The sequence below is a fragment of the Streptomyces sp. R35 genome (genome assembly GCF_041053035.1).
GTDB classification, from domain to species: Bacteria; Actinomycetota; Actinomycetes; order Streptomycetales; family Streptomycetaceae; genus Streptomyces; species Streptomyces lutosisoli.
Genome location: NZ_CP163440.1, coordinates 10,637,009 through 10,660,075, shown reverse-complemented (window position 1 = coordinate 10,660,075; position 23,067 = coordinate 10,637,009). Strand labels below are relative to the sequence as shown.

Here is a 23,067-nt window from a genome sequence, read left to right as displayed (position 1 = left end):
GGAGGCGGTACAAGGCCTGGAGCACGTCTACGACTCCCCCCGCGAGGGCCCTCAACGACGTTCCTCCGCGGCGGACGGCGGAGGCAGGATTCCCCCGTTGGCACTCAGCCCGCCGTCGACCGGAACGGTCACTCCGGTCACGTAGGAGGCGGCGGGCGAGGTCAGGAACCAGATGACCTCCGCCTGTTCGCGCGGGGTGGCCCAGCGGTGGACGGGGATCCGCGCGGTGAGATCCGGGTTCGCGACCTGGGTGGCGGTCATCTCGGTCTCAGTGAGGCCCGGGGCTATGGCGTTGATGCGGATGCTCTGCGCCGCGTAGTCGACGGCCGTGGCCCGCACGAGGTTGATCACGGCCGCCTTCGTCGCGTTGTAGCCCCAGGTGCCCGGATCGCCGCGCAGCCCGGACACCGACGCCGTGGCGACGATCGCCCCGCCGCCGCCCGCGCGCAGCGCCGGCACGGCGGCCCGGATACCGTGGGCCACCGCACGGACGTTGACGGGGAAGAGCCGGTCGAACCGCTCGATCGCCCCGGGCGACTCCAGCGGACCGGCACCGCCGATCCCCGCGTTCAGGACGGCCGTGTCCAGCCGTCCGAACCGGTCGAGCGCGAGGCGTACGGCCGCTGTGTTCGTCTCCTCGGCCGCCACGTCGCCGGCGAGTGCCGCCACGCCGTCGAGCCCGGCGAGCCGGGCAAGCCGCTCCTCCGCCACGTCGACGGCGACGACGCGGTGTCCACGTGCGGCGTACAGACGCACGGCCGCCTCCCCGATCCCGGAGGCGGCGCCCGTGATCACGGCCACCGGTGCCGTCACGTCGGCGGCTGCGCCGCGAGCGCCTTGGTGAACGGGGTGACGGGGCGCTCCAGGCGTTCGCCGTCGACCGTGATGTCGACGGCCTCGTTGTAGAACGCCAGGAGGCCTTTGACGGCGCCCACCGCGGGCAGCGGCTCCGGGTAGCTCCAGACGACGTTCGGCGGGACGCCGGCCTCACCCCGCCACGACCAGTACTCGGCGGTGCCCTTGTAGGGGCACCCGGTGCTGTGGTCGGTGGGTTCGAGCAGCTCCAGGCGGACGTCCTCGCGCGGGATGTAGTACCGCGTCGGCAGGCCGGTCTCGAAGAGCAGGACCGGGCGGTGGGTGTCGGCGACGAGCGTGCCGTCGATCTCGACCCGGACGTGGCGGCTGCTGGGGATGGCATCCACCCGTTTGTGCGGGTCGCGGGGGTGGATGAAGATCTCTTCCTCCTCCTCGTACCAGTGGTCGAGGCCCTTGCCGCTGCGCCGGAACCACTCGAAGGCGATGTGGTCGGCCAGGTCGGCGGCCGGGAAGGTCCAGGCCGCGTTCTCCAGCAGCTCGTCGTCGACTTCAAGGTCGTAGAAGATCCGCGATCCGGTGTGCGTGCCCGTCGGGGGGTTCTTCGCCGGGCGGAGCAGGTCCTCGCGGACCTCCTCGCGGGGGAAGGCGTACAGCGGGACGGGCACTCCGGGTTCCCATACGAGGACGGGATGCCGGCTGTCGACGACGGTGACGTCACCCTTGCGGCCGCGTACCCAGCGTTCGCCTGGCTCCCACAGGAGGCCTTCGGGGGTGGTCCTGACGGCGCGCGCGGTGGGGAATGTGGTCATGACCGGCTCTCCTTCGGCTTGCTCACGCGGTGACTTCGGCGACGTAGGCGCGGTTCTCGCGCCAGGCCGCGACCTGCTCGGGGCGGCCGAACACCCGCAGGTACTCGTCGACGTTGCTGCTGGCCCGTTCCCACACTGACACGGGTTCGAAGTCGGAGCCGTCCAGGTCGGCGAACGCCGGCAGCGGTTCGACGACCGTGTCCAGGCTCGGGTGGACGAACACCGCGGAGGAGCGGCGCGTCACCGACCCGCCGGCCACCACGCGGTGCCGCCCGGGCCGCAGCCGGCCCTCCGTCCAGTTGGTCAGCAGGGTGCCGGTGAACACCTGCAGGGCGCCCGGCCGGATCGGCACCGGGATCCAGGTGCCGTCGGGACGCTGGCCCTGCAGGCCCGCGTAGTCGCCCTCCTGATGGAGCACGGTGATCGCGGAACTGTCGGCATGCTCCAGGAGAAGGAGTTTCTCGTCGTCGGAAGTGCCGGTGTCGTGGGGCCACTTGGGGTAGTCGTTGACGACCAGCGTCGTGTAGACGTCGTCGCCGAGCGGGATGGTGTGCGCGGGTACGTCGAGCACGCGCGCGTACAGGCCGAGGACGCGTCGCGCGACGTCGACGAACGCGTCGTGGTAGCGGTGTGTCGCGGCACGGAGGCCGGGCTCCTGCGGCGGCCACACGTTGGCATGCGCGAAGAGGGTGGCGTGCTCCGGGGAGAGTCCCGCGGCTTCGGCCGCGGCCGCGTCGTCGTACTGGGCGATGTTGAACCGTTCGAGCTCCAGGCGTCCGAAGTCGTCGGGCCACTGCCGCCAGCCGCGGTAGGGGTGTCCGGTGGGGCTGGCCAGCCGCTCCTTCTCCGCACGGGGCAGATCGAGGATGCGGCCGAAGCCGTCGTTGAACTCCGCGATCACCTCCGCGGGTACGCCGTGGTTGACGATCTGGATGATGCCGATGGTCTCGGCGGCCCGGCGCACGTCGGCCAGCAGGTCGTCCGGGGCGTCGTCGGCCAGTGCGGCGGCGAGGTCGATGACGGGGATGTCGGTGTCGTGTGACATGGCGGTGCTCCTTCGGATGGGTGAGTCAGTGCGTGAGCGGGCGCAGTGTGTCGGCGAGGGCGCTCGGGGTCGCCTCGATGGTGACGATCTCGCCGTCCGGTACGTCCGCGCCGAAGCGGGCGACGGAGGCCGTGTCCAGCGGGCCGCCGTCGGTGCGGATGAGCAACGGGGCGGGCAGGGAGGCGAGTTGCTGCCAGAGCGTCTCGTCGTCGAGGACGGTGGGCGCATCCGGCGGCAGGCTGCCGAGGTGGTGGCGCCAGGCCCAGGTGCCGTCCGCAGCCTGCTCGGTCTCCAGTTCGGCCGTCCGTGCCGCGTCCGCCGCGCCGCGCCCGTCGAGCCAGGTCGCCGCCTCCTCGCGGCCGGCGAAGACGGGGCTGGGCGTGGGCCACAGACGCAGGCCCGGCGACAGCGCGCCGGGCAGCGCGTCGACGAGCACGAGGCGTCCGGCGCTGTGCGGGAACTTCGCCTTCAGCGCGATCGCGGCGAGCGCCCCGTAGCCGAGCCCCACGACGGGTACGCCGCCCGGGGCGAAGGACCGAACCGTCTCCTCCAGCGCGGCGGCGAGTCGGCGGGGACGGTAGTCACCCCGGCCGCGCCGGCTCGAGCGGCCGTGCCCGGGAAGGTCGAGGGCGACGGCGGGACGGTCCAGGGCCAACAGCACCTCGTCCCAGGCGCGGGCGCTGGAACCGGCGTCGTGCAGCAGAACGAGGGCGGGCTTCCGCGTGTGCCAGAAGACGCCGCCGACGTGGCCGCCGGTGGCCACGGTCACCCAACGGCGTTGTATGACGGGCGCGTTCACCAGGTCGGCGAACTCCTCGGCGGTGGCGCTTGTGGTCAGGGGCATGAGGGCTCCCGGTGATCGAGGCAGTGCGGGACGGGCGGTCTCTTGTGCGGTCTCGTATGTGGTCTGGCTTGCGTCACACGGGGTCGGCCGCGGTGAGCGCGGCGGTGGCGGGGATCCCGGCGGGCAGCTCGGCGGGGTCCAGATGGCACCGCACGACGTGTCCTGTTCCCAGGTCGCGTTCCGGTGGCGGCACGTCCTCGCACAGCCCGGCGATCCGCCGCGTACAGCGGCCGGCGAAGCGGCAGCCGCGCGGTCGTGGTGTGGCCGGTTCGGGCGCCGCCGCGTCGGGCGGGCTTGTGGCCACCGGGCGCGAAGCGGCCTCGACGAGCAGGGCGGTGTACGGGTGGGAGGGGCCGCGCAGTACGTCGGCCGCGGGGCCTTCCTCGACGATCACGCCGCGGTACAGGACGGCGATCCGGTCGGCGAGGTAGCCGACGACCGCGAGGTCGTGCGAGATGAACAGGTACGAGGTCCCCGTGCGGTCGCGCTGGTCGGCCAGCACCTCCAGCACCGCGGCCTGCACGCTGACGTCCAGGGCGGACACGGGTTCGTCGCAGATCACCAGGTCGGGGCGGCCCGCGAAGCTCCGGGCGATGGAGACGCGCTGTTTCTGCCCGCCGGACAGCTGCGCCGGGCGGCGGTCGAGGAGGTCGGCGTCGACGCGGGTGCGGTCCAGGAGGGTTTCGAGGGAGGTGGCCGAGGGTTCTGCGAGCGTGGCCAGCGATCTGCTCAGGACGGTGCGCACGGTGTGACGGGGATTGAGTGAGGCGTCGGGGTTCTGGAAGACCATCTGGATGCGCCGCCGTACGCGCGCCTCGCGTCGACCGAGGTGTGCGGGCAGCGGTTCGCCCCGCAGCCGCAGGGTCCCCGTGCCGTCGGGAGCGAGGCCCGCGACGGCGCGGGCGAGGGTCGTCTTGCCGCTGCCCGACTCCCCCACCAGGCCGAGGACTTCGCCCTCGCGGATCGTCAGGTCGACGTGGTCGACGGCAACGGTGCGCCCGAACGTCCGGACAAGGTCCTGGACTTCGACGAGTGCGGGCGGCGTCCCGCCTGCCTCCGGGGGTGCAGTTCCGTCGGGGACCGCCGGACGAGCGCGCACCGTGCTCTCCCCGGGGTGCAGGCACCGCACCGCCCGGCCTGGCACGGCGTCGCCGTCCAGCGAGGGTTCGGCTGCCCGGCAGGCGTCCTCGGCCAGCGGGCAGCGTGCCGCGAAGGCGCAGCCGTCCGTGGTCTCGCCGGGCAGCGGCAGCCGACCGGGCACGGGCCGCAGCGGGCGGTCGTGCCGCGTGGTGCCCAGCACGGGTACGGCGGACAGGAGACCCGCGGTGTACGGGTGCGCGGGGGCGTCCAGGACCTCCCTCACCCGCCCGGTCTCGACGAGGCGACCCGCGTACAGCACTCCCACGCGGTCGCACATCCGGCCGATCAGGCCGAGGTCGTGGCTGACGAAGACCACGGCGGCGTTCAGCCGGCCCCGCAACTCCTTGAGGAGGCCGAGCACTTCGTGCTCGACGGAGGCGTCGAGGCCGGTCGTCGGCTCGTCGAGGATCAGCAGCCTCGGCTGCGCGGCGAGGGCGGCGGCGATGACGACACGTTGCTGCTGCCCTCCGGACAGCTGGTGCGGATAGCGGCGCACGAGCCGCTCCGGATCGGGCAGCCGTACCGTACGCAGGAGTTCGACGACGCGCTCGGCCGTCTCACGGCGGGACAGGCCACGGCCGCGCAGAACTTCGGCCAGCTGCTTGCCTATCCGCATCGTCGGGTCCAGAGAACCCGCCGCGTCCTGGTGCACGAAGGCGAGCCGGGACGCCCGCCATGCCCGCAACTGCCGCCCGCACAGGGCCAGTACGTCGGTTCCGTCCAGCCGCACACCGCCGCCGAGCACGGTCCCGCCCGGCGCGAAGTGGCGGGCCAACGCGTACGCCAGGGTCGACTTGCCGCAGCCCGATTCGCCGACCAGGCCGAAGATCTCACCGGGGGCGACCGTGAACGAGACGTCGTACAGCACCTGGGCGGATCCGTACGCGCTGCTCAACCCCTCGACGACGAGGCCTTGTTCGTCCGTGCTCATGGCGCACCCTCCTGCACCCGTCGTGAGGTGTCCGCGACCAGGGCGACCCCGACCACCAGCGAGACGATCGCCAGGGCGGGCGCGAGGACCGTCCAGGGCGCGTTGGACAGCCACACCCGGTTGTCGGCGACGGTCGCGCCCCATTCCGGGGAGCCCGGCGGCTGGCCGAGGCCGAGGAAGGAGAGGGTCGCGGCGGCGAACACCGCGTCGCCGAGCCGGGAGGTCGCCTCGACATACACGGTGGAACGGACGTTGGGGAGGATCTCGCGGCCGAGCAGCGACCACAGGGGCTCGCCGCGCAGCCGGGCGGCCTCCACGTACGGCTTCTCCCGTTCGACGAGCGTCGCCGCCCGGACGCTGCGCGTGACGAGCGTCGTGAGGGCGGCCGCGATGACGAGCACAAGCACCGGAGTCGAGCGTCCCAGGAGCGCCACGAACAGCACCGCGGCGATGACGGCCGGGAAGACCACGACGGCGTCGACGATGCGCATCACCATGTCGTCGAGCCAGCCGCCCACTCCCCCCGTGACCAGTCCGAGGACGGTGCCGGCGAGGACGGCCAGCGCGGTCGCGGCCGGTGCGACCTCCAGGACGGGGCGCGCTCCGGCGAGGGTGCGGGAGAGGACGTCGCGGCCGAACTGGTCGGTGCCCAGCCAGTGTTCGCCTCCCGGCGGCAGGAACCGGTCCTGGGGACGCTGCCGGTCGGGTGCGTACGGCACCAGGTGCGGCCAGAGCAGGGCGACGGCCGCCCACAGCGCGATGACGGCGGCTCCGACGACGGAGGCGACGGGCAGCCGCGCCACGGGGCGGAGAACGATCGATATGGCGCTCACACCGCACCCCCGAGTCGTATGCGCGGATCGAGCAGCCGGTGGACGAGGTCGGCGAGCAGCACGACCAGCATGTAGAGGGCGCCCAGCACCATGGCGCTCGCCTGCAGCGTCGGCAGGTCCTTGTCCTGCGCCGACTGCAGGAGCAGGGCTCCGGCTCCGGGGTAGTTGAAGAGCAGTTCGACCACGACGATGCCGCCCAGCAGGTACTGCAACTGGACACCGAGGGCGCTGGTGGCCGGCACCGTGGCGTTGCGCAGCACGTGACGCAGGACGATGCGCCCGGGGCCGACACCCCGCAGGCGGGCGGCGCGGACGTAGGGTCCGTCGACGACCGCGATGGTGCTGGCGCGTACGTGCCGGGCGACGTATCCGGTGCACACCAGGACCAGCGAGGTGGCCGGCAGCACCAGGTGCCACAGTGTCTGGGCGAGGCCGTCGTGGCCCGGCTGGGTCTGCGCGGACGCGGGAAGCCAGCGCAACTGCACGGAGAACACCACGAGGAGGACGACTCCGGTCACGAACTCCGGTGTGGCGCCCAGCGCCAGGGTCGTGGAGCTGATCGTCCGGTCGAGGGCCCGGCCGTGGTACAGCCCCGCGAGCACCCCGAGCGTGAGCGCGACCGGCACCAGCAGCGCGAACGCGAACAGCGCCAGGAAGAGCGAATGCCCCAGCCGCTCCAGGAGCAGTCCGCGCACGGGCACGTGAAGCGTGTACGACGTGCCCCAGTCCCCGGCGGCGAAGTGCCCGAGCCAGGTTCCGTACTGCACGGCGAGCGGCCGGTCGAGGCCGAGTTCGTGGTTGAGGGCCCGCACCGAACTGTCGGACGCCTCCCGGCCCAGTACGGTGCGGGCCACGTCGCCGGGCAGCACCTGGGTGGCGAGGAAGACCAGGAGGGAGACCGCGAGCAGGGTCAGGGGGACGGCGGCGATCCGGCGCAGCAGGAACCGTCTCATGGCGTGGGCTTCCTCCCTGCTGAGAAACCGTTCGGAAGCGGTTCAGACACGGGAGACGCCGGAGAAGTCGACGTACTGGCTGGGATGGGCCTCTACGCCCCTGAAGGCGCTGCTGTTGTAGGCGCGTGCCGCGCCGCTCCAGTACGCGACGACGATGGGCACGTCCTCGTGCAGGGCCTTGGCGATGATCTCCGCCTGCTTGCGTCGCTCGGCATCCGTGGTGGCGGCGTCATAGGCGTCGGCTGCCGCGTCCAGGGTCTTGTTGGCGTACTTGGAGCCGTTCCAGACCCCGTCGCTCTTGACCATGGGGATGATGAACTGGCTCGGCACGGCCCGGCCGGCCCAGCCGACCAGGTTGGCGGTGGTGAACAGCCAAGGGGTGTCCTTGGCCTGGTCGCCGCCGTAGAACTCCTTGGAGGAGCGCTGGTCGAGGTCGACGGTGATGCCGGCCTCCTTCAGCTGGCTCTGGATGGTCACCGCGTAGTCCTTGGCGGGCGGCTCGAAGGTGAGCGTGAAGCGCAAGCTCTTCAGACCGGCCGCCTTGAGCAGTTCGGCGACCTTCGCCTTGTCCTTGGCGCGCTGCGGGATGTCGGCGGGCGCGGCCGGGAACAGGGGTGCCAGCAGATGGTCGTTGCCGAGGTCGCCCAGACCGCTGCCGGCGGCCTCGCGCACGTCGGGCCGGTCGAGCGCGTAGGCGACGGCCTGGCGGACCTCCTTGCGGTCGAAGGGCGCCTTGTCCACGCGGAGGGTGAGGACGGTGACGCCGGTGCCCTTGACCTTGTCGACGGTGATGCCGTCGCCCTTGCCCAGTGGCTCGACGAGCGCGGGCCGGCTGAGGAACTGGGCGTCGATGTCGCCGCCCTGAAGGGCCACGAGGTCGGCCTGGTCGTCGGCGTAGAACTTCACGTCCACGCCGTCGAGGTAGGGCTTGGGGTCGTCCCAGTACTTGGGGTTGCGGACGAAGGAGGCGCCCGTGGACACGTCGTACGACTTGAGGGTGAAGGGGCCCGTACCGATGCCGTGCTTGGTGAAGTCGCCGTCGTAGTCCTTCTTGAGGACGACCGCGTTGTAGTTCCCGGCAGAGACGAGGTACGGGAAGTCGGAGAAGGGCCGTTCGAGGGTGAAGACGACGGTCGAGTCTCCCTGCGTGGTCACGCCGCCGGCCTTGAGGACGGTGTCGAAGGCGGACAGGGCGGCCGACTTGCTCTTCGGGTCGAGCAGCCGGTCGAAGGACGCCTTCACGGTGACGGCATCGAGCTTGGTGCCGTCCGAGAAGGTCACGCCGTCGCGCAGCGTGAAGGTCCACTTCCGGCCCGACGCATCCGATGCCCACTTGGTCGCGAGCCGGGGTACCAGCTTGAAGTCCTTGTCGAGCCAGATCAGGTACTCGGCGACAAGCTGGTAGAGGGCGATCGCGCTGCCGTCGTACGCCGTCACCGGATCGAGGGCGGTGGGCGGCGGCGGGGTGCCGACGCGGAGCGTGCCGCCGCGTCTGGCCGGGCCCGAGGCCGTCGCTCCGGCCGATGTGTCGTCCGCGGCGCCTGGGGCGCAGCCCGCGAGCAGGGCGGCCAGGGCGCCGCCGCCGGCCAGGGCGAGGAAGCCACGGCGGGAGGGTCCGCCGGGCAGGACGTCCTGCCAGTGCTGCGGAAGCGCGTCAACATCGGGTCTGGGCATGGGAATTCTCCAGGAAATGACCGGCGGCGCGGCACAACCAGGGGGAGCTGTACGCGAGCGTGAGCGGTGCAGGCGGGATGGGTGAAGGTGACGGTGAAGGTGACGTCGGGGCTGAGGGCCGTCAGAAGGCCGGAGCCGTCGCCGATGCCGGGAGCACGGCCTCGGGGAGCCGTGCGTGGTGCGAGGGTGCTGCCGCCGTTGGCGCGGTCGGACGCCTCAGCGCTACGGACAGACGCACGTGCCGACACGCAGCAGATCCACGTGGATCCTCCGGGTCAGCAGCTTGTTCGCGGTCACGACTCATTGATAACAGCGGAGTTCGGCGGCGGACAATGCAGTCCTTGTTTCAAATTCGAGAAACTCGCCCGTCAACATCCGACCGTAGACTTCCGATATGACCGACTCCCGCACGCCGTCGCGCTTCGCCGCCGGCTGTCGCCGCCCCGGTTCCGACGACCACCGGCCGTCTCCGAGGCACGACACAGGAGTTGCTCCCGATGCAGTCCCCAGCGCACACGTGGCCGGATGGCCCGGCGGTCACCGACGCTGACACCGCGCACCGCGCGCCGCTCGGCCACCCGTCGATAGACGACCTGCTGGCGCGGGCCCGTACCCGCCTGGACCGGCTCGTCCCCGAGGACGCGGCCCGCGAACTCGCGGACGGTGCCCTGCTGGTGGACATCCGCGCGGACCTGGTGAGGCGGGCGGAGGGCGAGATCCCCGGTTCCCTCGTCATCGACCGGAACGTGCTCGAGTGGCGGCTCGACCCCTGCAGCGCCTGGCGTATCGAGGAGGCGGGCGACCACTCCCTCCGTGCCGTGATCATGTGCTCCCAGGGCTATATGTCGAGCATGGCCGCCGCCTCACTGCACGACCTCGGCCTGCTGCGGGCGACCGACATCGTGGGCGGCTACGAGGCCTGGCGCGCCGCGGGCCTTCCGGTGGTGCCCGGTGCCACGATGCCCGGGTCGTACGTCGCCACCGCACCGTCCCCGATCAGCCTCGACCCGGGCGGTCAGCGCATGCTGGTCGACGGCGCACCCGTCGCCCTGACACCACTGGAGTTCCGGCTCCTCACCGCACTCCTTCGCGGCAACGGCCGGGTGATCCCCAGAGAGGACCTCCGCGCCGGCCTGGGCGAATGGGCCGGCAGCCGCAGCCGCTCCGTCGATCTCCACATCCACCGGATCCGCCGCAAGCTCGGACCACGCGCCGCGGCCCTGCTCACCACGGAGCGGGGCGTGGGCTTCCGGCTGCGCGCGGCGCCCGCTCCGGCCGACTGCCGCTGACAGCGCCGTGTCACGGGGGCTGCGGCAACTCCCGCACTCCGTAAGCCGGTTCGGCGGATGTCGAGACCTCAGCCGGAGCAGCCTTGGTTCAGTCGGGGAACTCTGGCCCGACCGCGGTACGGGCGCCGAGCGCCCTTCCCCTGCCCCGGCCGAGCTCGCGGCGATATCCGCCGAGCAGGCCGGCCTCCTCACGTTCCCGCACATCGTGGAAACGCGAACCGGGTGCGACCGCGGTCATGGCTTCAGACGCCCGGTGGCGAACATGGCGGCGGACCATGCCGAGAGCGCCGCCGCGAGGGCCCAGACCGTGAGCAGGGCCCATCCGGCGCCGACGTCGCCGTGGCCCAGGAAGCCGATCCGCTCGACCTGGACCAGCCAGAAGACCGGGTCGAGGCGGCTCAGGACGTCCCAGACGGGCGGCAGTTGACGGACCGAGTAGAAGACGCCGCCGAGGAAGCCGAGCGGCAGCAGGACGATCGACTCCATGGAGTAGACGTGGTCGAGCGACTTGGCGAGGCTGCCCGCGATCACGCCCACCTGCGCGGCGACCAGGAGGACACCGAGCGTGCCGAGCAGCAGGACGAGTGGACGGGCGACGCTGCCGCTGCCGGTCAGCGGGAGAGCCACCGCCAGGACTCCCGCACCCACGACGATGCCTCGGGCGACGCCTCCGCCGACCAGGGCCGCATTGATCTCCCACCATCTCAGCGGGCTGGCGAACACATCGTGGATGTACCGGTCGCGCCGGGCTTCGAACAGGCTGGTCGTCCCGTTGAAGAAGCCGACGTTGAGGATCGCCTGCGCGAAGAGGCCGGGCACGATGAACCTGCCGTAGGAGACGCCGTCGACCGTGTCGACGTGCCCGCCGAGAGCCGAGCCGAAGACGATGACGAACAGCGCGGTCGACAGCACCGGGCCGAACACGCTGTAACGCCAGATCGAGAGGAAGCGCAGGACCTCGCGCTCGAAGAGCCACAGGAACGGGGACCGCTCCGCCCGGAAGGGTTCGTCGTACGGCGGGAGGGACGAGTGGGCCGGATCGTCGACCGCGACGCTGCTCGTCATGCCACCTCCTCCCGGGTGATCACCCGGTCGTAGACCTCCGAGATGTCGCGCGCCTCGTAGCGTTCCCGCAGCGACGCCGCGGAGCCGCGGTCGACGATCCGGCCGGCGCGCAGCAGCGCGATCTCGTCACACAATGTCTCCGCCTCCTCCAGGTAGTGCGTGGTCAGCAGGACGGTGGTGCCGGCCGCGTTGAGGCCCTTGACCAGTCGCCAGATCTCCGAGCGCAACTCGACGTCGACGCCTGCCGTCGGCTCGTCGAGGATGAGCAGGCGAGGACGCTGCATGAGCGCCCGCGCGATGACGAGGCGCCGCTGCATGCCCCCGGACAGCTCATAGGCGCGCGCGGCGGCCTTGTCGCCGAGGCGGAACAGTTCCAGCAGTTCGTCCGCGCGCCGGACGGCCGTCTTGCGGCCGATGCCGTGGTACCCGGCGTGGTAGATCAGGATCTGTCGGATCGACAGGAACCGGTCGACGTTGATCTCCTGTTCGGCCAGGCCCAGCAGCCGTCGGGCCGCACGGCTTCGGTGGTCGTGGCCGAAGACGGTGAGCGTGCCCGTCGTGGGACGAACGATGTTGCACACCGAGCCGATGAGGGTGGTCTTGCCGGCGCCGTTCGGGCCGAGCAGACCGAAGAAGGCGCCGTCGGGGATCTCCAGGTCCAGCCCGGCGACCGCGGTGAAGCCGTCCCCATACGTCTTGCTGAGTCCCTGGACGAGCAGCGCGGGCGGTGTCCCGGCACTCCGGTCAGGCATGGAACTGGTTCGCCGGAACCGGCAGTCCGTAGTGCTCGCGGAGCGTCGTGCCCTCGTACTCCTCACGGAACAGGCCCTTGCCGCGCAGGATCGGCAGCACCTGCTCGACGAAGGTCTCCAGGCCCGACGGCAGGGCGGGCGCCATGATGTTGAACCCGTCCGCCGCACCGCCGTCGAACCAGGTGATGATCGTGTCCGCGACCTGCTCGGGCGTACCGATGAACTCGAAGTGACCGCGCCCGCCCCCGAGCCGGGAGATGATCTGACGCACCGTCAACTTCTCGCGTACGGCGAGCTCGATGATCAGGTCGGAGCGGCTCTGCGAGCCTTCGAGCTTCGGCCGCGCGAGGATGAAGTCCGGCAACGGCTCGTCGAGTTCGAAGACCGACGGCTCGGTCTCGAACACCGCGGCCAGCTGGCGCAGCCCGTAGTCCGGAACCCGCAGATCGTCGAACTGCTTCGCCAGTGCGCGGGCTTCCTCCTCGGTCGACCCGATGTACGGGACGATTCCCGGCAGGACGATCACGCCGTCCGGGTCACGCCCGGCGGCTCTGGTCCGTGCCTTGATGTCGCCGTAGAAGTCGGCGGCGCGCTCGTACGTACGGTGAGCGGTGAAGATCGCCTCGGCGTGCCGTGCCGCGAAGTCCTTGCCGTCCTCGGAGGACCCGGCCTGGACGAGTAGTGGGTAACCCTGCGGCGGACGCTCGACGTTGAGCGGTCCGGCCACCGAGAAGTACGTGCCCCGGTGGTCGAGTGTGTGGAGTCGCCCGGGATCCGCATAGCGCCCGGTCGTCTTGTCCGCTACGACGGCCTCGGACTCCCAGCTGTCCCACAGCGCCTTGGCGATCTTCAGGAACTCGTCGGCCCGGGCGTAGCGTTCGGCATGGTCGGGACGGTCGACGAGGCCGAAGTTGGCCGCCTCGTCGGCCCCTGCCGAGGTGACGATGTTCCAGCCGGCCCGGCCGCCGCTGACGTGGTCGACCGAGGCGAGCCGACGAGCGAGGTTGTAGGGCTCGTTGTACGTCGACGACACGGTGGCGATGAGCCCGATCCTGCTGGTCGCCTGGGACAGTGCCGTCAGCAGCGTCAGCGGCTCCAGCTGCCCCGGCGGCCGGAACTCGCCGGTGCCGATGATCGCCGGTCCGTCCGCGAGGAACAGCGAGTCGAACTTGGCGCTCTCGGCCAGCCGGGCCAGTCTGATCCAGTGTTGAAGGTCGAAGTCGGCCCGCGGATTGCTGTCCGGGAGCCGCCACGCCGCCTCGTGGTGGCCCGCCTCCATGAGGAAGGCGTTGAGGTGGAGCCGACGTCTTCTCTCGCTCACAAGTGCTCTCCGTTCCGTGCTGAGTCGCTGAGTCGCTGAGTCCGTGGTGCGCAGGACGACCTGGCTCAGCCGACCTTGAGCTTCGAGCTGTCGTAGCCGGTCGGGAGGAGGTTGTCGGTGATCGACGAGACGTCGACCTTCTTGGTGATCTGGCCCGCCTCCAGGAAAGCGTCGGCGAGCTTCTGCTCGGCCGCGATGTCCGACTTCTCCACCGGCGTCACCCGGGTCTCGAAGGCCTTGAGGGAGGCCTTGGCGTCGGCCAGGGGGATGCCCTCCTCCTTGGAGATCGCCTGTGCGTACTTGTCCTCGTGCTTGACGGCCCAGGCGAACTCGTGGGCCAGCCGCTTCAGGACGTCCGTGAGAGCCGCCCGCTTCGTTTTGTCGTTCAGCGACTTGTCGGTCGCGACGTAGTAGCTGCTCGTCTGGTCGATCGGCGGGAGACCCTTCGCCAGAATCCGCGCACCGTTCTTGACCGCGATCGCCGACTGGGGGTTCCAGATCGACCAGGCGTCCACCTTGCCCGTGTTGAACGCGGTGGCGCCGGCAGCCGGGTCGAGGAAGACCAGCTTCACGTCCTTGGGCGTGAGACCGACGCTCTTGAGCGCGTTCAGGGCCAGACCATGGGCCGAACTGCCCTGTGGGACAGCGAGTTTCTTGCCCTTGAGGTCCTTGAGCGTCTTCAGCGTCGAACCCTTCGGAACGATGATGTTCTCGTTCGACTGGGTGGGCGTGAGCGAACGGTTGACGGCGACGACCTTGAAGCCGTACTCCTTGGCGGCACCGGTGATCGGCGGCACGTCGCCGACGCTGCCCAGGTCGATGTCGCCCGACGCGGCCGCCTGCACCAGCGGGGGGCCGTAGGTGAACCGGGCGAACTTCACCTTGTAGGGCGCGTTGTCGAACACCCCGGTGATCTTCGCCAGCTCCTGGCTGCCGTCACCGCCGTTGTCACCGATGGTGAAGGTGTACTTCTTCCACTCGGGGTGACTGTCGGCGCTCGATCCGCCGGCGCTGCTCAGCGGCGCGGCGGCCTCCGACGTCGACGCGCAGGCGACGAGGGTGCTTCCCAGCGCGACCAGGCCGACGGCGGCGGCGAGTCGGGACGTTCTTCCGGGCATGGACATGGACATGAGTTCTCACGTGCTTTCTGTGCTGTGGGTGGGAGAGATCAGTGCTGGTTGGCGAGACCGAGGTCTCCCAGGAGGGCGGAGCGGAGCTCTTCACGTGCGACGCTCGCCTCGCGGTCGGCGGCCGAGAGCCCGACGAGGTGCGACGTGCCGATGCGTCCGTTGCTCATGACGACGATGCGATCCGCCAGCGCGATCGCCTCGTCGACGTCGTGGGTGACGAGCAGCATGGCCGCGTGGTGTCTGTTCCGCAGGGCGCGCACGAGGTCGTGCATGCGGAGCCGTGTGATCGCGTCCAGCGCCGCGAACGGCTCGTCGAGCAGCACGAGTTCGGGCTCCGAGACCAGCGCCCGCGCCAACGACACCCGCTGGGCCTCGCCGCCGGAGAGTTCCTTGGGCCATGCCTTCTCGCGGCCCGCGAGTCCGACCTCGGCGAGCACGTCGAGGGCCCGCTGCTCCGCGTCCGGTCCGTGCAGGCCGAGCGTGACGTTGCGGAGAACCCGCTGCCACGGCAGCAGACGGTCCGCCTGGAACACGATGGCGCGCTTCGCCGGGACCTCCACCCGCCCTCCGTCGGGCCGGTCGAGACCGGCGAGCAGCCTGAGCAGGGTGCTCTTGCCGCAGCCGGAGGGGCCCAGCAGGACCACCAACTCCTCGTCGGCGATGGCGAGTTCCAGGTGGTCGAGGACGATCCGGTCACCGAACCGACGGACGACCTGCTCCACGACCGCCCCGGCCTGCCGGCGGGGCTGCGTCTCAACCGTCGTACTCATGCTGCCTCATAACTGGGGCGCCACCGCAGCAGCACCCGCTCGAGAACCCGGACGAACTGGTCGGCGAGCAGACCGAGCAGCGAGTAGATCACCAGCCCCACGAAGACCTGGTTGGTCTGGAGGTAGGTCTGCCCCTGAGTGATGAGGAAGCCAAGTCCCTTGTCGGCGTTGACCGTTTCGGCGGCGACGAGGCCCAGAACGCTGTACGCGAGGGAGAACCGGAGGCCGACCAGGAACCCCGGCAGGGCGCCGGGCACCAGCACCCGCGTCACCAGGCGCCAGGTGCCCGCGCCCGTCGTCCGCGCCATCTCGATCAGCCGCTGGTCGACTCCGCGGATCGCGGCGAACAGGTTGAGATACATCGGGACGCCGGCACCGAACGAGATCAGCAGCACCTTCGTGAGCTCGTCGATGCCGAACCACACGATCATCAGCGGCAGCACCGCCAGCAGCGGGATCGTGTTCAGGACCTGCACGAGGCCGTTGAACAGATACTCGCCGCTGCGCAGCAGACCACCGAGCACCCCGGTGACGATGCCCACGGTCAGACCGATCGAGAGACCGATGCCGGCCCGTTGCAGCGAGATGGCCAAGTCCGGCCCGAGTACGCCTTGTTGCCACAGATCGACGGCGGACTTCACGATGGAGGTCGGTGCCGGAGCGTAGGTCTTGGCCAACACCCCGGTTCTGGCGAGGATCTCCCAGGCGACGAGGACCACGACCGGAGTCGTATAGATCCCCAGCGGCCAGCGCAGGCGCTCCCGGAGCGTGCTGAACAGCGTCCGGCGGCGGGCGTCGCGTGGCAGGAAGACCTCCCGCTCCCGCGCGCTCGTCGTCTCGGCAATCGGCCCGACGGTCGGCGCCTTGAGACCGATCTCGGTCATGCCGCCACCTCCAGGACGCCGGTGTAGTGCGAGGCGTCGCCGACGAGTTGCTCGCTGGAGCGACCGTCGACGCCGACCGGCACGTCTCCCGCGACCGTCACACGGTTGAGGCGACGCGGGTGGGCGTCGTAGTTGTCCACCGCATAGTGCTGGGTGATCCGGTTGTCGAAGATCAGCAGCTGGTCGGGGGACCAGGTCCAGCGCAGGATGTTCTCCGGACGCGTCACGCACGACTGGAAGATGCGCAGCAGGTCGGCCGACTCGCTGCTCGACAGGCCGACGATCCGCCGGGCGAACCCGCCGATGAACAGCCCGCGTTCGCCCGTCAGCGGATGTACCCGCACGGCCGGGTGCTCCGCCTCGTACGGCGTCGACACGAAGGCCCGGTCGTACTCCTCGCGCCGCGCCGTCGTGGCCGAAGTGCGCGCGTAGTCGTACTGGTTGGTGTGCACGACGCGCAGCGAGTCCGCGAGGGCGCGCAGCGGGCCGGGCAGGTCGCGGTAGGCCGCGGCCGCGTTCGCGATGAGCGTCTCGCCGCCGTACGGCGTGGTCACGATCGACCGGAGCGTCGTGAGCTGCGGCGGGTTGACCACGAAGGTGACGTCCGTGTGCCACACGTTCGACTTGGACGTCTCACTGTCGACGGCGAGCACGTTCGTCGTACCGTCGGTGGCCGGCACGTTCGGGTGGGCGGTCGTGAGCTCGCCGAACCACCCGGCCACACGCTCCTGGCCGGCGTTGTCGAGGCGCACGCCGTCGAACACGATCGCCTTGTGCTCGTTGAGGGCCTGCCGGAGCGCCGTGACCGTCGAGTCGTCGGGCGGCGCCGTGAAGTCGACACCCTCGACGACCGCGCCGATGCGGCCCGTGAGTTTGCGGATGGACGGAGACATGAGGGGATCCCTCTCGAGGATTTGGGCGCGACGAAGTCAGTGGTCGGTCCGGTCACGATGCGAGGGACCGACGACTACACGAGGAGAGCCGGATGAGGAGAGCCGGATACAGGGCGAGCCGCGGAGCGGAGGTCGTACGACGGAAAATTCGCCGAGCCCGCGCCGCTACCGCAACAGGCCATTGGCTGACGGCACATCGCTTCGTCGGCCTGCGCACTTCTCCCCTGAACAGAGAGGGAAGACGGAGTGAGGAGCCGCGAGAAGGGAGGCGGTCAGACGGCGGGTACGACGTTCCGGGCAGGCACCGCCGTGCGGGCCGCTTTCCGGGTCAGCGACAACAGAACGCGCTGGAGACGTGCGCCAGGTCGATGTGGCGCCGTCGAGTCAAATCAACGCGCGGGGTCATGAAACGGGAGTTCAGCAGACGTCCACCACTTCGGTCAAGAAGTTCCGGAACAGGTCTTGCATTGCGGACACGTGGAACTTCTTCGCCCCTTCGGATCCGCCGGAAATCCCTCCCTGATCCCAGAACGACGACCACGTCACCTTCGGCGAGGGCAGCCCTCATCACCCATCACCAGGTTGACCAACGTCCCTGGGCAGTACATCCAGGGCAGCGGGTCATGCGGGGACCGCGGAGGCGGTCTCCGCGGCCGGTCGCCAGCCGAGCTCGGGCGCGATCAGGTGCCGGACATCGTGCAGGATCTGCTCGTAGTCGGCCCGATGGAACTCGTACGGCAACTCCAGGCGCAGCTCCGACACGGCCGAGACCACGGGATCCGCGGTCAACTGCTCCAGGATCTGCTCCGCGGTCCCGACCACGTCCGGGGCGAACAGGATCCGCTTCTCGCCCTGCGGTGCCAGGGTGCGCTGGTGCCGGCCGGCCGCGTAGTCCCGGTAGCGGGCCCGAGTGGTCGCGTCGGCGCTGTCGAACGGCACGATCACCCGTCCCAGCGCCACCCGCGCCGGCCGGCCGTCGGAGATGGCACGCCGGTACTCGGAGATCAGGGTGAGCTGGGCCGTGGTGAAGTCGTCGGTGCCTTCGCCGGTGACGATGTTGCCGCTCAGCAGGTTCAGGCCGTGTTCGGCGGCCCACCGGGTCGAGCGCAGGCGGCTTCCTCCGTACCAAGTGCGGTCCACCAGGCCGGGGTTGTGCGGTTGCAGCCGTGGCCGCTGGGTGTTGCCCGGCGACTGGATCACCGTGTCCGGATTCCCGAGGTAGTCACCGCGCAGGTTGTCGATGACGCGGGCGACCCTGCCGTAGGAGAGGTCGAAGCTGCGCCAGTCCCCGTCGTAGACCAGATCGCCGAGCAGCTCGGCGTGCGGCATGCCGGTGCTGAACCCGACCTGGAGCCGACCGCGGGACAGTACGTCTGCCAGCGCCAGGTCCTCGGCCAGCCGGAACGGGCTCTCGTACCCGATCGGGATGACCGCGGTCCCCAGCTCGACCTGCTCGGTGCGCTGGCCGGCCGCGGCGAGGAACACCGCGGCCGAGCCGACACCGTGCTCGAGATGGCGTTGGCGGATCCAGGCGCCGTCGAAGCCGAGCCGTTCGCCGTACTCGAACAGTTGCAGCGTCTCCTCCAGACCGGTGTAGGGGTCGTCGTCGGCGAAGTTGCCGGGAGTGAGGAAGGCCAATGAGCTGATCGTGGGGACGCTGCCGCTTGTGGGGATGCTGCTGCTTGTGGGGATGCTCATGACTCGCTCCGCGCGCTGCGCTCGTGGGGGATCTTCTCCCCGGCCTCGATCGACACGGGCAGCCGGTTCTCCGTCGGCGGCAGTGGGCAGGTGGCCAGATCGGTGTAGGCGCATGGCAGGTTCGCCGCGCGGTTGAAGTCCAGTTCGACCGTGCCGTCCGCGGCAGGTGGAGCCAGCACAAGGACCCGGTTGGCCGCGTAGGTGGTGACCCCGGAGGTCGCGTCGGTGAACAGGACCATCAGACTGCCCGGACCGTGCCCGGGAAATGCCGTCAGTGCCAGCGCCTGCCCGTCCAGCTCGAACTCGACCCGGCCCGGCGCGTCGTACACGTGCTCCAGTCCCTCGACGGCCGCGCCCACAGTCGTGGGCCGCGGCTCGTCGAAGGCCACATAGCAGCCGGTCACGGCCCAGCGAGGGTGGGGTGCGTAGGCGGGCGTTCCGGCGAAGGCGGTGCGCAGCGGTGCGTCCGGGTGCCGGGGGCGGACGATGTCGTGCCCGCCGCGCTTGGCCACCTCGATCACGGCGTCGCCCCAGACCGCGCTGACGCTGCTGCGCTCCGGGAGCACCCCGAAGCGGTGCTCGCCCTGAACGAGGGTTCCGTCGACGACCAGTTCCTCTCCGTCGTCGAGGACTACGGTGATCCCGTCGGCGTCGGTCGACCATGCTCCGGGAGCATCCGGGAAGCGTTGCGGCTGGTCGCTGAGCCAGTGCAGGTGGGTGATCGCCAGGAACCCGTGCGGGTCGCCGATGCTTGCTTCCTGCCTGCGATGCCACTCCTGCCAGTCGTGAGTGAAGGCTTGAAGGTCCGCCTGGGCATCTTGAACGGTCACGTGTGCTCCTTGTCGTGGGCCGGTGTACGTCCTGATAGCTGCTGCCCGGGATCGCCGCGAGCAGCTCGCGGGTGTAGTCGTGGCCGGCGTTGGTGAACAGCGAGTGGAACCGGCCCACCCCGAGGGGGGTGGGCCGTCGTCGCGGAGGAGACGCGGTCAGCCGGCCTGTCGCCGGTCGGTCGTGGAGCGGTGGGTGAGGGGTTCCCGCAGGCCAAGGTGCTCGCGCAGCGTCGTACCCGTGTACTCGGTGCGGTAGACACCGCGTTCCTGCAGTGCGGGGACGAGCAGGTCGACGATGTCGTCGAGGCCGTCGGGGATCAGGTACGGCGTGACGTTGAAGCCGTCGACGGCGCCGTGCCGGACGAAGTGGGCGAACTTGTCCGCCAGTCCCGCCGGAGTGCCGACGTGGCCGCGCTGGGGACCGAGCGCGATGACGGTCTCGCGCAGCGACCACCGGTGCGTCTCGGCCTTCTCCCGCCACTCGGCGACCACCTTGCGCGGGTCGGTGATACGCCGTGCGCCGAAGGAACCGTCGTTCTCGGCGACGACCGGGTCCTCCTTGGGCAGCGGCCCGTCGGCGTCGCGATCGGTGAGGTCCAGGCCCCACAGGAGTCCGGCGATGCCCAACGCGGTTGCCGGGGTGACCTGTTGGAGGCGGATCCACTGCTTCTTCTCCAGGGCCTCTTCCTCCGTGGCCCCGATGATGATCTCCGTACCCGGGAGGATGCGCAGGTCGTCGTCGGGCCGGCCGACGGCCCGCAGGCGGTGCCGGAGGTCGTCGGCGAAGGCGAGCGCGTCGTCGAAGTCGCTGCCGTGCGCGGAGAAGATGACGTCGGCGTTGCGGGCGGCGAAGTCCCGGCCGTCGCCGGAGTCCCCGGCCTGGAAGATCACCGGGTGGCCTTGGACGCTGCGCGGCAGCGTGGGCGCGAGGTCGACGTCGAACTGCGGCCCCTTGTGGCGGACTTGGCGTACGGCGCCGGGTGCCGCCCAGGCGGGGGCGCCCGGGGAGCCGGAGACGGCCCCGTTCTCCCAGCCGTCCCAGATCGCGCGGGCCACGGTGAGGAACTCCTCGGCGCGTCGGTAGCGGTCGGCGTGGTCGAGGTAGCCGCCGCGGCGGAAGTTGGCGCCGGTCCAGGCGTTGTCGGTCGTCACCACGTTCCAGCCGGCGCGGCCCTCGGAGAGCAGGTCGAGACCGGACAGACGGCGGGCGAGGTCGGCAGGTTCGTTGAAGGTGGTGTTGGAGGTGCTGACCAGGCCGATCCGGTCGGTGACGGCGGCCAGCGCGGCGAGCTGGGTGATGGCGTCCGGCCGTCCGGCGACGTCGAGGTCGTGGATCTGTCCGTCGACCTCGCGCAGCCTCAGCCCCTCCCCCAGGAAGAACGCGTCGAACAGGCCCCGTTCGGCGGTCTGGGCCACGCGCCGGAAGTTGGCGGGGTCGATCTGGGAGCCGCTGGCCGGGTCGGACCAGATGGTCCAGTGGTTGACGCCCTGGAAGAAGACTCCGAAGTGGAGTTGAGCGTCCGGGCGAGGGACGTCGAGGGGGTCGGTGCGGGTCATCGGGTCTCCTCAAGCGCCTCGAACGCCGCACCGGCGGCGTAGCGGTTGGCGGGCCGCTCAAGGCCCAGGTGGGTGCGCAGGGACGCGCCGGGCAGCGGGCGGACGGCGTGGCGCCGCTCGAAGAGGTGGGGCAGGACGAGCCGGGACAGCTCGGGCAGGTCCTCGTCCAGCACCAGCGGGTGCAGCCGGACTCCATCCACAACGCCCCTCAACTCCCCCAGGAGTGCGGCGAGTCCGGCGGCGGAGCCGATGTGGCGCAGCCGTCCGCGGTCGGTCCAGGGTGTGTGCCGTTCGAGGTCGGCGACGCGTTCGTCGGCCGTGGCGGCCACGGTGTCGAGGGCGACCTCGACCTCGGCGAAGGTACGCGGAGTTCCGGCGGCGGCGGTCGCGGCCGCGGTGACCGCGGCGACGTCGCGGCCCTCGACGAGGGCGACGTCCAGTTGCTCGGCGGGCACGAGGTCGAGGCTGCCGAGCACGACGAGTTGGCCCTGGGGCGGACGCGGCACGATCCCCGGGCCCTTCACGGCGTAGGTGTCGCCGGTGAAGTCGACGTAGTGGAGCCGGTCGCGGTCGAGGTAGCGGCTGGTGGCCACGGAGCGGATGACCGCGTCGTCCTCCCAGGAGTCCCACAGGGCGCGGACGACCTCCACGCCGTCGCGGGACTCGCGTGCGCGGGCGGCGGCGCCGTCGACGAGGGGACGGTCCCAGGCGCGGGCCGCCTCGGGACGTGCCTCCTCACTCACCACCCACCCGGCACGCCCGAGCGAGATGTGGTCGAGGGACGCCAACTGGCTGGAGACGTGGAACGGTTCGGTGTAGGTGACCGGGACGACCGGCGCGATGCCGATGACGCTCGTCGACGCGGCGAGGAAAGCGGCCCGCTCCACCGCGCCGATGCGGCCGGCCACGTCGGGCGTGGCGCCGGGCGGGAGTGCGCCGTCCTCCAGGGTGAGCAGGGTGAACCCGGCATTCTCCGCGGCGGCGGCGACGCGGGCCACTCGGCGCGGGGTCAGCAGGTGGTCGGGCGAGTGGGCGGCGCGGCGCCAGGCCGCGGGATGGGCGCCGTCACCGTCGAGTTCGACGGCGAGCCGCAGGGCGGGGCCGGACATGGGGTTCCTTCCGAGGGCACAACGAGACGGCCGGCCCGACGGGCCGACGGGGGTCAGGAATGTGCGGAAGGACAGACGGCGGAAGCGGTGCGGCAGTAGTCGACGTGCCGCCGGATGATCAGCCACGTACCCGTGCCGGCACCGTGCGGTGCGGCGCCATGTACGCGCATCGGGGCCTCCACCCGTCCGGGACTGATCGCTTCAACCTACGTCGTCGGCACTGGAAGATGTCAAGACCATTAGATGTACGCGCACACAAAAGCTGTCACGGCGGGTGCGGGTCACTCCGGGAGCGGTGGGGCTGGTGAGATCGAAGGGGGCCGTACGAGGCCCGGTGAGCGCCGTGAGGATCGTCTCCGCCGACCCCGCGTACGTGTTGTGGCCGCTGGGGTAGTCCGGATGCGCCGGCATCGGGGTCGATCGTGCCGGTGCGGATCGCGGTGACCGGGCGCCGGCGCAGGTAGGCGTACTTGCTGTCGGAGGTGGCGATCTGCGTGTCCACCAGCGCGACGTGGAACAGTGCCACCAGGCCGGCCTGACCCGCGGTGAATTCGACGTCGCTCCAGCCGAGGCCGGCAGGATGAGGTCGCCGGTGACGACTGAGAGGCGGGCGGCGCGGGTCGCGGTGGCCGAGCTCGGCGTTCTCCATGGGTCTCGTCCCGCCTTCGTGCCCTGGTACTGACCGAACCGGCAGAGACCTCAACTCGCCCCGGTCCGGGGCGCC

General features: G+C 70.9%; 23 protein-coding genes. 1 reads left to right on the top strand and 22 read right to left on the bottom strand.

All coding sequences use genetic code 11. From position 1 onward, the window contains the following. Positions 1–51: 51 nt before the first annotated feature. From AB5J50_RS47970 to AB5J50_RS47930, 9 genes are all read right to left on the bottom strand, one after another. A complete protein-coding gene (locus AB5J50_RS47970) occupies positions 52–813 on the bottom strand; it encodes an SDR family NAD(P)-dependent oxidoreductase (protein ID WP_369264811.1) in 762 nt (253 codons plus the stop codon). Continuing rightward, on the bottom strand, positions 810–1,625 hold the full coding sequence (locus AB5J50_RS47965; RefSeq protein ID WP_369264810.1) for a DUF427 domain-containing protein: 816 nt from the start codon (positions 1,623–1,625) through the stop codon (positions 810–812). Before AB5J50_RS47965 ends, AB5J50_RS47970 begins: the two co-directional genes overlap by 4 nt. 22 nt (positions 1,626–1,647) lie before the next feature. After that, entirely contained in the window at positions 1,648–2,670 is a 1,023-nt protein-coding gene (locus AB5J50_RS47960) for a 2-oxoglutarate and iron-dependent oxygenase domain-containing protein (protein ID WP_369264809.1), read from the bottom strand. Between the two features lie 25 nt (positions 2,671–2,695). Beyond that, positions 2,696–3,514: an alpha/beta fold hydrolase gene (locus tag AB5J50_RS47955; protein ID WP_369264808.1), complete on the bottom strand. Its 819-nt coding sequence runs from the start codon at positions 3,512–3,514 to the stop codon at positions 2,696–2,698. Between the two features lie 73 nt (positions 3,515–3,587). Beyond that, a complete protein-coding gene (locus AB5J50_RS47950; RefSeq protein ID WP_369264807.1) occupies positions 3,588–5,585 on the bottom strand; it encodes a dipeptide ABC transporter ATP-binding protein in 1,998 nt (665 codons plus the stop codon). Beyond that, complete coding sequence (locus AB5J50_RS47945) at positions 5,582–6,418, bottom strand: ABC transporter permease (protein ID WP_369264806.1); 837 nt, start codon at positions 6,416–6,418, stop codon at positions 5,582–5,584. The genes AB5J50_RS47950 and AB5J50_RS47945 overlap by 4 nt, the downstream gene beginning before the upstream one ends. Beyond that, on the bottom strand, positions 6,415–7,371 hold the full coding sequence (locus AB5J50_RS47940) for an ABC transporter permease (protein WP_369264805.1): 957 nt from the start codon (positions 7,369–7,371) through the stop codon (positions 6,415–6,417). The genes AB5J50_RS47945 and AB5J50_RS47940 overlap by 4 nt, the downstream gene beginning before the upstream one ends. A gap of 42 nt (positions 7,372–7,413) precedes the next feature. Next, entirely contained in the window at positions 7,414–9,045 is a 1,632-nt protein-coding gene (locus AB5J50_RS47935; RefSeq protein ID WP_369264804.1) for an ABC transporter substrate-binding protein, read from the bottom strand. Between the two features lie 222 nt (positions 9,046–9,267). Then, on the bottom strand, positions 9,268–9,342 hold the full coding sequence (locus AB5J50_RS47930) for a putative leader peptide (protein ID WP_369265717.1): 75 nt from the start codon (positions 9,340–9,342) through the stop codon (positions 9,268–9,270). A 200-nt stretch (positions 9,343–9,542) separates the two neighbouring features. Between AB5J50_RS47930 and AB5J50_RS47925 the strand changes: the two genes are divergently transcribed. Beyond that, the gene (locus AB5J50_RS47925; protein ID WP_369264803.1) at positions 9,543–10,334 is read left to right on the top strand and encodes a winged helix-turn-helix domain-containing protein; all 792 of its coding nucleotides are present in this window, start codon (positions 9,543–9,545) and stop codon (positions 10,332–10,334) included. An 88-nt stretch (positions 10,335–10,422) separates the two neighbouring features. Here the strand turns inward: AB5J50_RS47925 and AB5J50_RS47920 are convergent, their stop codons facing one another. The 13 genes from AB5J50_RS47920 to AB5J50_RS47860 all read right to left on the bottom strand — a co-directional run bounded on the left by AB5J50_RS47920 (position 10,423) and on the right by AB5J50_RS47860 (position 22,992). Then, entirely contained in the window at positions 10,423–10,572 is a 150-nt protein-coding gene (locus AB5J50_RS47920; RefSeq protein WP_369264802.1) for a hypothetical protein, read from the bottom strand. After that, on the bottom strand, positions 10,569–11,399 hold the full coding sequence (locus tag AB5J50_RS47915; RefSeq protein WP_369264801.1) for an ABC transporter permease: 831 nt from the start codon (positions 11,397–11,399) through the stop codon (positions 10,569–10,571). Before AB5J50_RS47915 ends, AB5J50_RS47920 begins: the two co-directional genes overlap by 4 nt. Then, positions 11,396–12,151, bottom strand: a complete 756-nt coding sequence (locus AB5J50_RS47910; protein WP_369264800.1) for an ABC transporter ATP-binding protein — start codon at positions 12,149–12,151, stop codon at positions 11,396–11,398. The genes AB5J50_RS47915 and AB5J50_RS47910 overlap by 4 nt, the downstream gene beginning before the upstream one ends. Then, entirely contained in the window at positions 12,144–13,430 is a 1,287-nt protein-coding gene (locus tag AB5J50_RS47905) for an LLM class flavin-dependent oxidoreductase (RefSeq protein WP_369265716.1), read from the bottom strand. Before AB5J50_RS47905 ends, AB5J50_RS47910 begins: the two co-directional genes overlap by 8 nt. 107 nt (positions 13,431–13,537) lie before the next feature. After that, positions 13,538–14,590 (bottom strand): aliphatic sulfonate ABC transporter substrate-binding protein, encoded by a 1,053-nt coding sequence (locus AB5J50_RS47900; RefSeq protein WP_369264799.1) that lies wholly within the window; start codon positions 14,588–14,590, stop codon positions 13,538–13,540. A 50-nt stretch (positions 14,591–14,640) separates the two neighbouring features. Further along, entirely contained in the window at positions 14,641–15,372 is a 732-nt protein-coding gene (locus tag AB5J50_RS47895; protein ID WP_369264798.1) for an ABC transporter ATP-binding protein, read from the bottom strand. Beyond that, positions 15,369–16,256: an ABC transporter permease gene (locus AB5J50_RS47890; protein ID WP_369264797.1), complete on the bottom strand. Its 888-nt coding sequence runs from the start codon at positions 16,254–16,256 to the stop codon at positions 15,369–15,371. The genes AB5J50_RS47895 and AB5J50_RS47890 overlap by 4 nt, the downstream gene beginning before the upstream one ends. Further along, the gene (locus AB5J50_RS47885; RefSeq protein ID WP_369264796.1) at positions 16,253–17,149 is read right to left on the bottom strand and encodes a TauD/TfdA dioxygenase family protein; all 897 of its coding nucleotides are present in this window, start codon (positions 17,147–17,149) and stop codon (positions 16,253–16,255) included. The genes AB5J50_RS47890 and AB5J50_RS47885 overlap by 4 nt, the downstream gene beginning before the upstream one ends. 621 nt (positions 17,150–17,770) lie before the next feature. Beyond that, on the bottom strand, positions 17,771–18,847 hold the full coding sequence (locus AB5J50_RS47880; protein WP_369264795.1) for an LLM class flavin-dependent oxidoreductase: 1,077 nt from the start codon (positions 18,845–18,847) through the stop codon (positions 17,771–17,773). Beyond that, positions 18,844–19,677: a DUF1684 domain-containing protein gene (locus tag AB5J50_RS47875; RefSeq protein ID WP_369264794.1), complete on the bottom strand. Its 834-nt coding sequence runs from the start codon at positions 19,675–19,677 to the stop codon at positions 18,844–18,846. The genes AB5J50_RS47880 and AB5J50_RS47875 overlap by 4 nt, the downstream gene beginning before the upstream one ends. 156 nt (positions 19,678–19,833) lie before the next feature. After that, on the bottom strand, positions 19,834–21,234 hold the full coding sequence (locus AB5J50_RS47870) for an NtaA/DmoA family FMN-dependent monooxygenase (RefSeq protein WP_369264793.1): 1,401 nt from the start codon (positions 21,232–21,234) through the stop codon (positions 19,834–19,836). Next, the gene (locus tag AB5J50_RS47865) at positions 21,231–22,343 is read right to left on the bottom strand and encodes an LLM class flavin-dependent oxidoreductase (protein WP_369264792.1); all 1,113 of its coding nucleotides are present in this window, start codon (positions 22,341–22,343) and stop codon (positions 21,231–21,233) included. Before AB5J50_RS47865 ends, AB5J50_RS47870 begins: the two co-directional genes overlap by 4 nt. Positions 22,344–22,608: 265 nt before the next feature. After that, complete coding sequence (locus tag AB5J50_RS47860; protein WP_369264791.1) at positions 22,609–22,992, bottom strand: hypothetical protein; 384 nt, start codon at positions 22,990–22,992, stop codon at positions 22,609–22,611. Between the last annotated feature and the right edge of the window lie 75 nt (positions 22,993–23,067).